We start from the raw sequence: 14,156 nt of genomic DNA on the forward strand, positions 1-14,156 counted from the left end.
TGTACTACTTTAGTTGATATGTAATTCTTTCAAAGAACTTGGCGCATTTTTATTTTGCGAACGTGGGTGCAAAGATAAATGTTTTATCCCTTTCCCTCCAAATGTTTTCGGAACTTTTTTTGAAAAGTTTTTACTCCATCATTTGCCACACACTCTCGCTTGAATGCGGGTGCAAAAGTAGTGTTATAAAACATATAAAACAAATCTTACGGCATTTATTTTTCTTTTTCCCTAATTGCGATTTATGTATATATTATATGTACGCGCAAAGAATTGAAACAAGCCAAGACTCCCCCGACTGCAGGATAACCTCATCTATGGTATCAACATAATTTAATACACGAAGAAATTATCAAAGTGCACCAATCATATTCTAAAATTGCAAGCGCCGTAGGGATGTGTCGCACTTTTGCCACATCTCCTTTCTCTTCATCATTTAGCTCTTATGCGGTACTTCTTAATCAGTTCCATTTTTTCGAAGCAAAGAGATTAAACACAAAAGAGTTGTTTTTTATTATGTAAAAGAGCCTTGTGCACCGCCTTGGCAAGGCGTGTACACAGCCCTTTTAAAGCCACACACACAACGTTCCATCCAACAACATCTCACGAGAGATATATACCCGCGCTCGTTCACCGTTGTCTTGTCACCAATCTCCAGCCGGCCAATGACACAATTGATTAGGCAAACCGGATGCAATTCTAGGATTTTTCTATCCCAACAAAGCGAAAAAAGGATCTGCAGAGACTGGTCGTAAGATTTAAATCTTAATATTTGCCATAAAAAATTGTTACACTTAAGAATAGGACTTTTAGGCTAAAATGAAGTCTGAGCTTGGGAAAGTTCGGACTTCTCACAAAAAAAGCGCATCCCTGTTACGAGGATACGCTTTTACGCATAGTTATCGTTTTGGTCTTTATTTATCGTTTATAATCTCTCTGTACAAAAAAAGCCTGACCAACAAATAGCCAAGCTAAACACATACATAGTCTAGGCATCTTTGGTCAATCTGTCACTCTATATATAAATTTCTCTTAAAAACGAGTAACGATACAAAGAACGCCTTTTATTATTAATAACACAAGCTTTTCCAACTTTGATTTTTATGCTTTGCAACATAAAAGAAAAAACAGGCATATTTTTGGTACATCTCTAGTCGTACACCAAACCCTTTATAGCAAGCATCATCTTAGAAAATCCGATACTGAAATATTGAAATATATTCAACATCCACCTTACAACTTCCATAAGATGAATTTTAAAGCATTAACCCTTTCGAAAAAAATACAGAAAGAAAATTTTAATAGACTAAGAAGTCATAAAAAAGGCCTCCTATTCGAATTCGAATAAGAAGCCTAGTCCTTTTGTTAACCCCTTGAGGAAGTTTAACCTAAATACGATTTGAGGAGCTTGCTACGCGTTCCTTGTCTTAATCTTCTAATTGCTTTTTCCTTGATCTGGCGGACGCGCTCTCTTGTGAGGCCAAATTTGTCGCCAATCTCTTCCAATGTCATTTCTTGACAACCTATACCGAAAAACATTTTGATTATCTCACATTCTCTTTCGGTTAATGTAGCAAGTGCTCGATCAATTTCTTTTGCCAGTGACTCGTTCATTAACGATCGGTCTGCAATAGGAGCATCATCATTCACAAGCACATCTAAAAGACTATTGTCTTCGCCTTCAACAAACGGAGCATCCACCGAGATATGCCTTCCCGACACTTTTAATGTGTCCGAAATTTTATCAACAGGGATATCCAATTCGTCTGCTAATTCTTCAGGAGAGGGTCTGCGTTCATTTTCCTGTTCAAACTTCGAAAAGGCCTTGCTGATTTTATTCAGCGACCCTACTTGGTTCAACGGAAGACGAACAATTCTCGACTGCTCTGCCAAAGCTTGCAAAATAGACTGGCGAATCCACCAAACAGCATACGAAATAAACTTAAACCCTCTGGTTTCGTCAAATTTTTCGGCTGCTTTAATCAACCCCAGGTTACCTTCATTAATAAGGTCTGGTAAACTTAAACCCTGATTTTGATATTGCTTAGCAACAGATACGACGAAACGCAGATTCGCTCTGGTTAATTTCTCCAATGCTCTCCGGTCTCCTCTTTTGATAGCCTGTGCCAATTCTACTTCTTCTTCTACTGTAATCAAATCTTCACGACCTATTTCCTGAAGATATTTATCAAGAGAAGCGCTTTCGCGATTGGTAATGGACTTTGTGATCTTTAACTGTCTCATCCAATGTTTTTATATTGAGAATATCAGGGTGCAAAGATAATATTATTTTTATTGACAGAATTGGCTGGATGCACCCTACATCCAGCCAATTATAAACCTTTAACAATCTTTCCGCCAAATAAGACGAATATAACTTATTTTATTATTCGGCCAAATCTATAGCATATACTTTTGTACGTCCATTCGGATAGAAACCTTTCACTACGATGTAACGATCATCTGCTCCTCCCTTCAAAACCTTTTCTACTATTTTTTCCAGTTGTTCAGGAGTTGATACTTTTTGATCATTTACAACCATAATTATGAAGCCTTTCTTTATGCCTGCATCTTTCAATTTGCCATTCAGCACACCTGTTACTTCAACACCATAGCTTACACCCATTTCACGCTTCTGTTCATTTGTTAACGCCTGAAAAGCAGCCCCAAGAACTTCCGCACTATCACCACCGCCTTTTACAACAGTCGTACTACCTTGCGCATTACGAAGTTCCACATTAAATGTCTTAGTACTACCGTTACGGTCAACCGTCACTTGTACTTTATCGCCCGGACGATATTTACTAATCTGTTCTTGCAATGCATTTGCAGATTTTACTTTCGCACCATTTACTGCAGTAATCACATCACCTTTTTCAATACCGGCTTCTTTCGCTGTACTGCGTTCTGCAAAATCAGCTACACAAGCACCTTCAGATACTTTTATTTTCGACTTCAAGTCTGTCAGTTCTTCTTTCAATTTACTTGACAAATTCGGATAACCTAACTGGTCGGCAATATCACCTACACTCATAATCTGAACACCCAAAACAGCACGCTGTACTGTACCATATTGTTTCAGGTCGTTTGCAACTTTCCCTGCAATACTGATGGGCACAGCAAACGAATATCCTGCAAAATTCCCTGTTTCAGAATAGATAGCCGTATTAATTCCAACCAACTCTCCTTTTGTGTTTACCAGTGCGCCACCACTGTTACCCGGATTCACTGCAGCATCCGTTTGGATAAATGATTCAATCTTACTCTTATCGCTACCCATAGAGATACCACGTCCTTTTGCACTTACGATACCGGCTGTAACCGTCGAAGTCAAATTAAACGGATTGCCTACAGCCAGAACCCACTCACCTACTTTCAGTTTTTCAGAATCACCAAACGGAATAGTAGGAAGGTCTTTTGCATCGATTTTAATCAGGGCAATATCTGTTGTCGGGTCCGTACCAATCAACTTTGCTGCAAATTTTCGATTATCATTCAATGTCACTTCCAGTTCATCAGCTCCGTCAATCACATGATTGTTCGTTATAATGTATCCGTCAGTCGAAATAATGACACCCGAACCTGCACCAATACGCGGTTGCGGCTGCGGACGCTGGAAACCACCCCGTCCTCCGAATCCGAAGAAAAACTCTTCAATCGGGTCCCTGTATTGCTGCTCTCCTCTGTCGGCATACTGTTTTGCATTTGTCGTAGCTTTAATATGCACAACCCCATGGACTGTATTTTCAGCTGCCATTGTAAAATCAGTATTTTCAGCTGCCACCGTATTATAACCTGCCAATCTTATCGGCTGTTTAAAAGTATTCCCCGAGTCAGTCGTACTATATACCGGTTGATTCTTATTGATTAAATAAGCACTCGTACCAACTGCGGCCCCTGCGCTGATTGCAGCTACAAGAACAATACCAAGCACATTTTTCCACATTGTTTTCATACTCTTTTTATTTTATCAAACATTTAAATTTAACATTTTTCTTCCGACAAAGAAAATGCAAAAAACGTGCGATTATTCAATTTGCAGATGTTTTTTTATCACTTTTAACGACACCTTGCAGGGGCTTAACTGCGGTTAACAGTACCGTGTAATGCAAAGTACCTTTTTAACAATCCAACAGCTGCCAAAAGGTCATGTTTCCAATAATATAACAGTAAGAACGGCAGAATGTTTATTCAAACCTTTATAGGATTGTCAGAATCGACAAACAAAAAAAGGACTGATAATGAAACAAATATTCATCCTTCATGTTATTTGTCAACAGACTACTGCCTACTGTCAACTAAAATCCCTATCTTTGCCGCATTGCAGTCTGCCGGTCTGTCGCTCATTCCAAATGGGAGGAAAGTCCGGGCAACGCAGAGCACCATACTTCTTAACGGGAAGCTATTCGCAAGGGTAGAGTAACGTAACAGAAAAGAACCGCCGGACTTGTCCGGTAAGGGTGAAAAGGTGAGGTAAAAGCTCACCGGGTTTCGTAGCAATACGAAATGCCGTACGTCTTATGGGTTGTAAGGTCATGTATACCGGCGCATGTAGGATTGCTCGTCCGATGCCGGGGGGTAGACCGCTAAAGCTTACCGGCGACGGTAAGACGAGATAAATGGCAGACATTTCCGTGTAAAAAGCGGAAACACAGGACCCGGCTTACAGGCAGACTGCTTTTTTCATTATATAATATGAAGACAACCGATAAAAAAACGCTTGGAGAACGGATTAACGCCTTATTGACAAGAACAATTCGTTTCGTCACTTACGACATTTGGCGGATTACCGAGAATGAAGTAAGCGGCCTGAAAGAACTCTATATCAACATCATCAAAACCATGATATTGGCAGTTCGCGGCTTTCGAAGCGAAAATCTGCAAACAAAAGCCTCCGCCCTCACCTATAGCACACTGTTAGCTATCGTCCCACTGTTGGCGGTATTATTAGGAATAGCCAAAGGCTTCGGTTTCCAGAGCACCGTCAGGCAAGAATTATTCGATTACTTTCCCGGACATGAAGCAGAGCTGACCAAAGCATTCGAGTTTGTGGAAAGCTATCTGACACAAGCACAAGGGGGCGTAATCATAGGAGTCGGCTTACTTCTTTTGTTTTACACGGTTATCAACCTGATATCTTCAATTGAAGACACATTCAACGACATTTGGCAAATACAAAAATCCCGTCAATGGTACCGGAAAATATCCGATTATCTGGCCTTGTTTCTGATTCTGCCGATATTGATGACAGCCTCCAGCGGTATCGCCATCTTCCTGTCGACCCTGCAAAACTCCTTTTTGAGCCAATACTTGTTCTTCACCCCCATCGTCGAACTCATCTTAAACATTGCGCCTTATATAATCACCATATTGGCTTTTACAGGTCTGTACATCTCGCTGCCCAATACAAAAGTCAAATTTACCAACGGACTGGTTGCCGGCATTCTGGCAGGATGCGCCTTTCAGTTTTTCCAGTTCATTTACATCAGCGGACAGATTTGGGTGAATAAATACAACGCTATTTACGGTAGCTTCGCCGCACTGCCTTTGTTGTTATTGTGGCTGCAATTATCCTGGCTCATTTGCCTGTTCGGGGCAGAAATATCATACGCTTCCCAGAATGTAAAGAAATTCAGCTTCGAACGGGACAGCAAGAATATCAGTCGGAGATATAAAGATTTCCTGACACTGCTTATCGCCTCCTTAATCATCAAGCGGTTCGTAAAAGGGGAAAAACCTTACACGGCAGACGAACTTTCGGACGCCTACCGCATACCTATCCGTATCACGACGCAAATTCTTTATCATCTTACGGAACTGAACATTATTATTGAAGTCAATTACGGCGACGACGAACGTGTCGTTCATTACCAACCGGCCGTAGATGTCAATCAGATAACCGTCAGCTACCTGTTGACCCGCATGGACGAGTACGGTTCCGAGAATTTCAAAATCGATACTTCCAGACTCTTCAGCAAAGAATGGAAAGCCTTGCTGAAAACCCGTGAAGACATGATAAAAGCTAACGACACCATCCTGCTCAAAGACCTTTGATTAAGGACAATCCTAAATTGAATATTGGAAAAAAACAACAATGAAGGGGAAGAACAATAACGACTTGACGAAAGGAACAGTGTGGAAAGTAATCATCCGCTTTGCTCTCCCCTTGCTGATTGGAAATCTACTACAACAATTCTACAACATAACAGACAGCATCATCGTCGGACAGTTTTTGGGAAAAGAAGCCCTCGCCGCCGTCTCCGCCTCGTTCTTCATTTATTATTTCATCATTTCGCTGGTGATAGGAGTAGGAAGCGGGACAACAGTCGTGGTATCCCAGTTCTTCGGTGCACAGCAATATAAGAAAGTACAACTTGCCTTTTCCTCCTTTTTCATTTTCATGTTGATTTCGGGGGTCATCCTGTCGGTTGCCGGAATTATTTTTGCCGAACCGGTATTCCGCCTGACCAATACTCCGCCGGAAGTTATCCCCGGTGCTGTCGCTTATTTCCGGATATATATAGGAGGGACTTTCCTTTTCGTCACGTTCAACAGCATCATATCCATTTTGCGCGGGATAGGCGAGTCGGTCCGTCCGATGTTGTTTATCCTGACCACCACCGTCCTGAATATATTGCTCGACCTGCTCTTCATCGTAGTCTTTGATTGGGGCATCGAGGGGGCTGCCCGCGCGACCGTCATTTCGCAAGGCATCGGGATGTGCGTCGCCTTGGGATATGTAAACAACACGCATCCTTTATTATCCATCAAAAAACAGGATATGCTGTTCGACTTCCGGCTGTTTAAAGAAAGTTTGAAAATAGGACTTCCCACCAGCGTACAGCAATGTGCCATCGCCCTCGGGCTGATTGCCCTGCTGGGAATTGTCAACAGTTTCGGGACCAACACGCTGACGGCCTACGGAGCGGCCGGGAAAATCGACACAATCATCACGCAAGCCATTCTGACTTTATCCGGAGCATTAGCCGCCTTTTGCGGACAGAACATCGGAGCCGGCCGGCTGGACAGGGTCAGGCAAGGCGTCCGTTTCACGATGCAGGCAAATATCATATTCGGTCTTCTGACATTCGCCGCGATTTATTTTTTCGGAGGAGAGATGATGCAGGCTTTCACGCAAGACGCGGATGTGATTGCCATCGGGAAGGAATACCTGCTGATTGTAGGCGGGTTCTTCATCGTACACGGTGCTTTGAATGTATACAACGGAGCTTTGAGGGGAGCCGGCGACACACTGTTTCCGATGGTTATCAGTCTGGTCTGCCTCTGGCTCATCCGTATCCCCCTCGCCTGGCACCTCAGCGCGTGGCTGGGATGCCAAGGTATCTGGTGGGCTATCGGAATCAGCATCGCCATCGGGTTGGCGGTTACTTATCTGTATTACAGAATTGGTTTTTGGAAGAAAAAGTGCGTCGTGAAATAGAATGAGAGGAAATCTTTCATTTGAATTGCATCATTTTACTGATATACTTTCCCACGATGTCAAATTCGAGATTGACCACCGTTCCTTTTTCAATCCGGCAGAAGTTGGTATTATCGTGCGTATAGGGAATAATCGCAACCTGAAAACTATTTTGCCGCGAATTGCAAACCGTCAGGCTTACCCCGTTGACACAAACAGAGCCTTTCTCCACCGTCATATATCCCTGCCGTGCCATTTCCTTGTCGAAGGGATATTCGAACGTATAATACCAACTGCCGTTGGCATCTTCCACTGCGGTACAAACCGCGGTCTGGTCTACATGTCCTTGCACGATATGTCCGTCCAGCCGGCCGTTCATCAGCATGCTGCGTTCGAGGTTCACCAGCGAACCGGGCTTCAGAAGTCCCAGATTGGAGCGTTCCAGTGTTTCGCGCATGGCGGTCGTGGTGAAGGTGTCGCCTTCCTTGCGGACAACTGTCAGGCAGACGCCGTTGTGTGCCACGCTCTGGTCGATTTTCAATTCATCGACGAAAGAGCATTTCATCGTGATATGAATATTGTCTTTATCCTGCTCGATTGCTACAACCTGAGCCGTTTCTTCTACAATTCCTGAAAACATATTGATTGTTGTTTTAATATTATTACCGTGGCAAAGATATGGAAAATAACTATATTTGCCCGTAAAATTACAACAATCGATATGGTACGACAAGACGACATACGCTGGCTGCAACGTTTCTCCAACTATCGCAAAGCTTTGGCGAAACTGCGCCGGGCGGTAGAGCTGCAGACGGAGCGACGGGAATTGCCCGGCGAAATCGACGAGCTCTTGCAGGAAGGGCTCATACAACGTTTTGAATACACGCACGAGCTTGCCTGGAACGTGATGAAAGACTATGCCGTATACCAAGGATACACGGACATCCACGGTTCCCGCGATGCCATACGGAAAGCACTGGAGATAGGAATTATCGAGGACAAGCGCTGGATGGATACAATCAACGACCGCAATCTGACCTCGCATAATTACGATGACGACGTGGCTGCCGAAATATACGGGGCGATTATGCACATCTATTATCCGTTGTTCTGCCGCTTCGAAGAAAAGATGTTATCCCTTTCAGACGCGCAATCAACATTCCCAGCCCCATGAAATACGGACTTACCGACACGGAAATCACGAAACTATCCGACTTTTTCGCCCGGTACGAGGGGATTGAGAAGGTTCTGCTCTACGGCTCACGCGCCAAGGGGAACTATAAGCCGTTCTCGGATGTGGACCTCACGTTGGTTGGCGAAAAACTCACTCATCACGATTTAAATCAAATAGCATGGGCTATCGACGACCTTTTATTGCCTTACCAATTCGATATTTCCCTCTTTCAGAAACTGACCAACCCGGATTTGAAAGAGCATATCGAGCGAAAAGGTGTCGTCTTTTACCAAAAAACATCTTGAAACAATATGGAAGCAGACAAAGTCGAGACAGATGAAAAAAGCCCGAAACGGGACTTTTTATTTTGAAAACACCAAATTCGGACCCCAAAACGCTACTTTCATTTTGAAAACACCAAATTCGAACCCGAAAACGCTACTTTTCATTTTGAAAACACCAAATTCGGACCCGAAAACGCTACTTTCATTTTGAAAACACCAAAACCGGACCCGAAAACGCTACTTTCATTTTGAAAACACCAAAACCGGACCCGAAAACGCTACTTTCATTTTGAAAACACCAAAACCGGACCCGAAAACGCTACTTTCATTTTGAAAACACCAAAACCGGACCCGAAAACGCTACTTTCATTTTGAAAACACCAAAACCGGACCCGAAAACGCTACTTTCATTTTGAAAACACCAAAACCGGACCCGAAAACGCTACTTTCATTTTGAAAACACCAAAACCGGACCCGAAAACGCTACTTTCATTTTGAAAACACCAAAACCGGACCCGAAAACGCTACTTTCATTTTGAAAACACCAAAACCGGACCCGAAAACGCTACTTTCATTTTGAAAACACCAAAACCGGACCCGAAAACGCTACTTTCATTTTGAAAACACCAAAACCGGACCCGAAAACGCTACTTTCATTTTGAAAACACCAAAACCGGACCCGAAAACGCTACTTTCATTTTGAAAACACCAAAACCGGACCCGAAAACGCTACTTTCATTTTGAAAACACCAAAACCGGACCCGAAAACGCTACTTTCATTTTGAAAACACCAAAACCGGACCCGAAAACGGCACTTTCATCTTAAAACCCAAGAAAACGAACTCCTGACGAAATTTCTCACGTAAAAATTAGCTTATTCCGTTTTATAATACTTCCTTCGCAAAATGTTAATTTAAAAATAATCATATCATGGGAACATTTACAAGAATTGATTCGTATTCCTTACGTAATCTGAACAATGCTGAATATGCAAACTTCATCGACCGATTCCTCGCACTTCTTCCGCTGGCCGACAAGCCGGATGACCCGGAAAATCCGGACGTATTGAGCCTACAGAGCGATACGCCGGCCCAGGGCGCCCCTTCGCTGGCCATCCCCGCGGAGACTGTGGAACAGGAGAGAGCTCTCCTTGAAAAGTTGACGGACTTAAACAGGGAAACCCGTTCAAGCGCGCAGACGGAACAGATAGCCGAAGCGGAACGGGGACGTGACGAGGTGGCAACATTCATCATCAAACATATTTCCGGTTCTTCAACCTTACCTTTGCAGGCACAAAAAGAGGCCGGGAAACTGATGTATAATACGATAAAGGTGTATGAGGGTATCGCAAAACTCCCGGTCAGTCAGGAGACGGCGGCCATCAAAGGTATGTTGGTCGACCTGCGTAAGCCGGAGTTTGCAGAGGCAGTTGCAACTCTGGGACTTCAGCCGTATATGGCTGAACTGGAACGGCTGAACAGCCTATACGAGCAGCTGGTATCGGTACGCAGCGCCGAACGTTCCGTGAAAAGCACCGATGCCGTCAGCAAAGAAGTCCGCCTGCAAATGGACAGCCTCTACGACGACATGACGGACTTGGCTTTCGCCAGCAACGTGCTGAACGGTACTGCCGAAACGGCTGCCTTCGTCCGCGACGTCAACTCGCTGGTTGCCGAAACCCGCACCGCCCGCAACCAGCGCGGAAGCAAAACCAAAAAGGAACAAGGAGGCGACAACGACCCTGAAAATCCGGATATTTTATAGAAACGGATAAAAAAAGAGGTTGAGTCTTTTGAAGGCCCAACCTCTTTTTTTTATAATCTATCGACTTTTCTTATTTAGCCTGTTCCAGCTGCAACGTCTTGGTCGGCTGGTCGCAAACTTCCGTCGGACCGAAATACTGGATAGGACCCGGATAGACGTAGCTTGTAGTCAACGCCCATTCGTCGCGGTTGGCGGCAAATGTCTTGAAAGGAGCACCGTCCAGTTTCACCAAAGCTTTCTGGATAACCGGTTTCATTTCGCCGTGACGACGTTCCATGTTCATCATCATCGTAACAGGGATACCGCCTGCAATCCATTTGTCAGCCGGAGCAGTCGTGTTGCGTACGGAAGACATGTAGCCCGTCTTACCGGCGGCAATCAGGCAAGAAGCCGTGTAACCCAGCGAATAGCAATAGTCGGCATCATAGTTGGACGGAGCGGCGCAACGGCCTTCGTAACCGAAGAAGTGGTGCTGTGCAGCGAATTTGCCTACATATTTGCCTTCGGCTTTCCATTGAGCCAGCTTGTTGCCAACCATTTCGGAAAGCAGCTTTTCTGTTTCGATGAGTGAAACCTGAACGTTTCCGTGCGGGTCGCGGTCCAAAGACAACTGGCGTGCCACGCCTTCGGGCAGGGAAGCATACAGGTCGGAGTTTTCCTTTGTCAGCTTGCTGATGATGTAAGCGCGTTGTTCGCTCTTCTTAATCATCTTGAATTCGGCGTCGTGTTTAGCCAGGAAGTCGTTCAGTTCGGCAATCAGGCGTTTCATGGCCGGAACAAATTCGATTAAACCTTCCGGGATTAAAACCGTACCGAAATTGTTGCCCTCGTCAGCACGTTTTGCAACGATACCGGCGATATAAGTGACGATGTCGTCCAGCGACATGTTCTTTTCCTCTACCTCTTCGGAGATGATGCAGATGTTCGGTTGTGTCTGCAAGGCACATTCCAGGGCGATGTGGGAAGCCGAACGGCCCATCAATTTGATGAAGTGCCAGTATTTCTGTGCAGAGTTGCAGTCGCGCTGGATATTGCCGATTACTTCGGAATACACTTTGCAAGCGGTATCGAAACCGAAAGAAGTTTCAATCTGGGCATTCTTCAAGTCGCCGTCGATAGTTTTCGGACAACCGATAACCTGTACGCCTGCATCGATAGCTTTGTAATATTCGGCCAGCACACAAGCATTCGTATTCGAGTCGTCACCGCCGATAATAACCAGGGCAGAGATACCCAGTTCTTTCAGGATTTCCAAGCCTTTGTCAAACTGTTCCTTTGTTTCCAGTTTCGTACGGCCTGAACCAATCATGTCGAAACCGCCGGTATTCCGGTATTCGTCGATAATATCGGCTGTCAGTTCCATATATTTATGGTCAATCAGTCCACCGGGACCCAGAATAAAACCATAGAGGCGGGAGTCCTTGTTGGTAGCTTTGATACCATCGAACAAACCGGCAATCACATTATGACCGCCCGGAGCCTGTCCGCCTGAAAGGATAACACCTACGTTGATTGCCGGCATCGCTTTCTTTTCGTTGCTCTTTTCGAAAGTTACGACAGGCATTCCATACGTGTTCGGGAATAGTTCTTTGATTTCGTCCTGATCGGCTACTGATTGTGTGTACTCACCGTCTACGGCTTTCACAGCGCCTTTCAATGCAGCGGGTACCTTAGGCTGGTAGGCTGCTCTTGCAATTTGTAATGCACTCTTTGTCATTTCTTAATTTGATTTATTTAGAAATTATCTGATTCCTGTATTAAAGGCGGTGCAAATATAGATTTTTTTCTTCAATTATAAAAGGATGTATCCGGATTGATTTCGGCCTACCGGGAATGCTCGCGGTATTTATCTATGGCTTTCTTTACAGAGCCGGCCATCAGCAAAAGGTTCTGTGCCTGTTCGTATGACAAGCCCAGTTCTTCGACAATCATACGGGTTCCCCGGTCTATCAATTTCCGGTTGGTGAGTTGCATGTTGACCATTTTGTTTCCTTTCACGCGTCCGAGTCGTATCATCACGGTGGTCGATATCATATTCAGAATCATTTTCTGTCCCGTACCGGACTTCATCCGTGAACTGCCGGTCACAAATTCGGGGCCGACAATCATTTCTATCGGAATATCCGCTTCCGCAGCCATCGGCGAATCGGGGTTGCTACAGATACAGGCTGTCAGAATACCGTTTTTACGGGCTTCCCGCAAGGCGCCTATCACGTAAGGAGTCGTACCGGAGGCGGCTATGCCGATTACGGTATCTTTTTCGTTGATGTTGTATTGCTGCAATTCCTGCCATCCGTGCATCCGGTCATCTTCCGCGTTCTCTACCGCCGAACGGAGGGCGACATCCCCTCCTGCGATAAGTCCGATAATATGGGTAGGAGGCACTCCGAATGTCGGGGGTATTTCCGACGCATCCAACACGCCCAACCGTCCGCTGGTTCCGGCGCCCATATAAAAAATCCGGCCACCTTGCTGCATGAGCGGGACAATCCGGCCGACAAGTTTTTCTATTTGGGGAATCGTTTTCTGTACGGCCAATGCTACCTTTTGGTCTTCCGCATTTATATCGTCTAATAATTCGCGAATGGACTTCTTCTCCAAATCGTTGTAAAGAGACGGTTCTTCCGATATTTTAATGAATGACATATCTGATTGGTTTATCGTTTATACTGCTTCCGCCTGCAACGAATGGTAGGCAATGAGCCCTTCCATCGGGCTTTGGATAATCCGGCCTATCCGGATACCTGTCAGCCGGGCCGCCTCTTCCAAAATATCCTTATAATAGTAGGCGATAGAGCCGACAAAGCTGACTTCGTAGTTCCGATAGTCATACCCCAGCACATTCCGCGTAACAAAATCGACGAAGCTATTCAACACGAGTTGATGGATTTTCGGTTCGTTTATGTTCTCTTCCAGAAAAGGGGTCAGGCTTGCCAAAAAACGATTCGGGAAAGGTCGGCGGTAGACCCGTTCGATGATACCGCCCGGCGTCAGGTTATACTGCTTTAAAAACTTATTTCTCAACTCCTCTCCCATCATTCCTTTCAACAAGTCACCGACCAGGCGTTTGCCCAGTACGGCCCCACTCCCTTCGTCTCCCAGAATAAATCCCAAAGGAGAGACATTATCCACAATCTTTTTGCCATCGTAAAAACAGGCATTGGAACCGGTTCCGAGGATACATACTATCCCGGCTTTTCGGCCGCACAAACTATGGGCGGCAGCCAGCAAATCCGTATTCACCTCCACTTTAGAGACATGGACATATTGACTGATGACATTGCGAACGGTCTCGACTTTGTCGATTGTGCATCCTGCTCCATAGAAATAAACTGCGTCCAATAAATCTCCGTTTATTTGCGGCAACAAAACATTGGAAATCTCATTTCCCATCTCCTCTTCCGATTGGAAATAAGGATTCAACCCTTTCGTCTTTATAGACCGGACAAATTTCCCGTTTTCAATCAAACTCCAATCTGTTTTTGTAGACCCGCTATCTGCGATTAATATCATA

At 44.8% G+C, this 14,156-nt stretch carries 11 protein-coding genes and 1 other RNA gene; 6 read left to right on the top strand and 6 right to left on the bottom strand.

Going from position 1 to position 14,156, the window contains the following annotated elements; all coding sequences use genetic code 11:
- Window positions 1–1,383: 1,383 nt before the first annotated feature.
- Both DW103_RS08015 and DW103_RS08025 read right to left on the bottom strand, forming a co-directional pair.
- A complete protein-coding gene (locus DW103_RS08015; protein ID WP_005641668.1) occupies window positions 1,384–2,244 on the bottom strand; it encodes an RNA polymerase sigma factor RpoD/SigA in 861 nt (286 codons plus the stop codon).
- A 142-nt stretch (window positions 2,245–2,386) separates the two neighbouring features.
- Window positions 2,387–3,955 carry a Do family serine endopeptidase gene (locus DW103_RS08025; RefSeq protein WP_122275146.1) on the bottom strand — a complete coding sequence of 523 codons (1,569 nt, stop codon included), beginning with the start codon at window positions 3,953–3,955 and terminating at the stop codon, window positions 2,387–2,389.
- Between the two features lie 368 nt (window positions 3,956–4,323).
- On the opposite strand from DW103_RS08025, the gene rnpB reads away from it, so the two are divergent.
- From rnpB to DW103_RS08040, 3 genes are all read left to right on the top strand, one after another.
- Window positions 4,324–4,682, top strand: an RNA gene (gene rnpB / locus DW103_RS08030) — RNase P RNA component class A.
- Window positions 4,683–4,695: 13 nt separating this feature from the next.
- A complete protein-coding gene (locus DW103_RS08035) occupies window positions 4,696–6,054 on the top strand; it encodes a YihY/virulence factor BrkB family protein (RefSeq protein WP_122275147.1) in 1,359 nt (452 codons plus the stop codon).
- A 40-nt stretch (window positions 6,055–6,094) separates the two neighbouring features.
- Complete coding sequence (locus DW103_RS08040; protein WP_122275148.1) at window positions 6,095–7,441, top strand: MATE family efflux transporter; 1,347 nt, start codon at window positions 6,095–6,097, stop codon at window positions 7,439–7,441.
- A 16-nt stretch (window positions 7,442–7,457) separates the two neighbouring features.
- On the opposite strand, the gene DW103_RS08045 is transcribed toward DW103_RS08040, so the two are convergent.
- The gene (locus DW103_RS08045) at window positions 7,458–8,060 is read right to left on the bottom strand and encodes a riboflavin synthase (RefSeq protein ID WP_122275149.1); all 603 of its coding nucleotides are present in this window, start codon (window positions 8,058–8,060) and stop codon (window positions 7,458–7,460) included.
- Window positions 8,061–8,087: 27 nt separating this feature from the next.
- Between DW103_RS08045 and DW103_RS08050 the strand changes: the two genes are divergently transcribed.
- The 3 genes from DW103_RS08050 to DW103_RS08060 all read left to right on the top strand — a co-directional run bounded on the left by DW103_RS08050 (window position 8,088) and on the right by DW103_RS08060 (window position 10,642).
- Window positions 8,088–8,594, top strand: a complete 507-nt coding sequence (locus DW103_RS08050) for a nucleotidyltransferase substrate binding protein (RefSeq protein ID WP_233545642.1) — start codon at window positions 8,088–8,090, stop codon at window positions 8,592–8,594.
- Entirely contained in the window at window positions 8,591–8,899 is a 309-nt protein-coding gene (locus DW103_RS08055; RefSeq protein WP_122275151.1) for a nucleotidyltransferase domain-containing protein, read from the top strand. The genes DW103_RS08050 and DW103_RS08055 overlap by 4 nt, the downstream gene beginning before the upstream one ends.
- Before the next feature lie 909 nt (window positions 8,900–9,808).
- The gene (locus DW103_RS08060) at window positions 9,809–10,642 is read left to right on the top strand and encodes a DUF6261 family protein (RefSeq protein ID WP_122275152.1); all 834 of its coding nucleotides are present in this window, start codon (window positions 9,809–9,811) and stop codon (window positions 10,640–10,642) included.
- 70 nt (window positions 10,643–10,712) lie between these two features.
- On the opposite strand, the gene DW103_RS08065 is transcribed toward DW103_RS08060, so the two are convergent.
- From DW103_RS08065 to DW103_RS08075, 3 genes are all read right to left on the bottom strand, one after another.
- On the bottom strand, window positions 10,713–12,359 hold the full coding sequence (locus DW103_RS08065) for a diphosphate--fructose-6-phosphate 1-phosphotransferase (RefSeq protein WP_122275153.1): 1,647 nt from the start codon (window positions 12,357–12,359) through the stop codon (window positions 10,713–10,715).
- Window positions 12,360–12,466: 107 nt separating this feature from the next.
- Window positions 12,467–13,288, bottom strand: coding sequence for an N-acetylmuramic acid 6-phosphate etherase (gene murQ / locus DW103_RS08070; RefSeq protein WP_122275154.1), 822 nt, complete (start codon window positions 13,286–13,288; stop codon window positions 12,467–12,469).
- 18 nt (window positions 13,289–13,306) lie between these two features.
- The gene (locus DW103_RS08075; protein WP_122275213.1) at window positions 13,307–14,155 is read right to left on the bottom strand and encodes an ATPase; all 849 of its coding nucleotides are present in this window, start codon (window positions 14,153–14,155) and stop codon (window positions 13,307–13,309) included.
- Window position 14,156 lies beyond the last annotated feature (1 nt).

Source organism: Parabacteroides sp. AM08-6, from assembly GCF_003473295.1.
Lineage (GTDB): Bacteria > Bacteroidota > Bacteroidia > Bacteroidales > Tannerellaceae > Parabacteroides.

Bases quoted from the DNA above. Each gene is read 5' to 3' on its own strand.
- DW103_RS08015 (WP_005641668.1), bottom strand. From the start codon at position 2,244: ATGAGACAGTTAAAGATCACAAAGTCCATTACCAATCGCGAAAGCGCT.
- DW103_RS08025 (WP_122275146.1), bottom strand. From the start codon at position 3,955: ATGAAAACAATGTGGAAAAATGTGCTTGGTATTGTTCTTGTAGCTGCA.
- DW103_RS08035 (WP_122275147.1), top strand. From the start codon at position 4,696: ATGAAGACAACCGATAAAAAAACGCTTGGAGAACGGATTAACGCCTTA.
- DW103_RS08040 (WP_122275148.1), top strand. From the start codon at position 6,095: ATGAAGGGGAAGAACAATAACGACTTGACGAAAGGAACAGTGTGGAAA.
- DW103_RS08045 (WP_122275149.1), bottom strand. From the start codon at position 8,060: ATGTTTTCAGGAATTGTAGAAGAAACGGCTCAGGTTGTAGCAATCGAG.
- DW103_RS08055 (WP_122275151.1), top strand. From the start codon at position 8,591: ATGAAATACGGACTTACCGACACGGAAATCACGAAACTATCCGACTTT.
- DW103_RS08060 (WP_122275152.1), top strand. From the start codon at position 9,809: ATGGGAACATTTACAAGAATTGATTCGTATTCCTTACGTAATCTGAAC.
- DW103_RS08065 (WP_122275153.1), bottom strand. From the start codon at position 12,359: ATGACAAAGAGTGCATTACAAATTGCAAGAGCAGCCTACCAGCCTAAG.
- murQ (WP_122275154.1), bottom strand. From the start codon at position 13,288: ATGTCATTCATTAAAATATCGGAAGAACCGTCTCTTTACAACGATTTG.
- DW103_RS08075 (WP_122275213.1), bottom strand. From the start codon at position 14,155: ATGATATTAATCGCAGATAGCGGGTCTACAAAAACAGATTGGAGTTTG.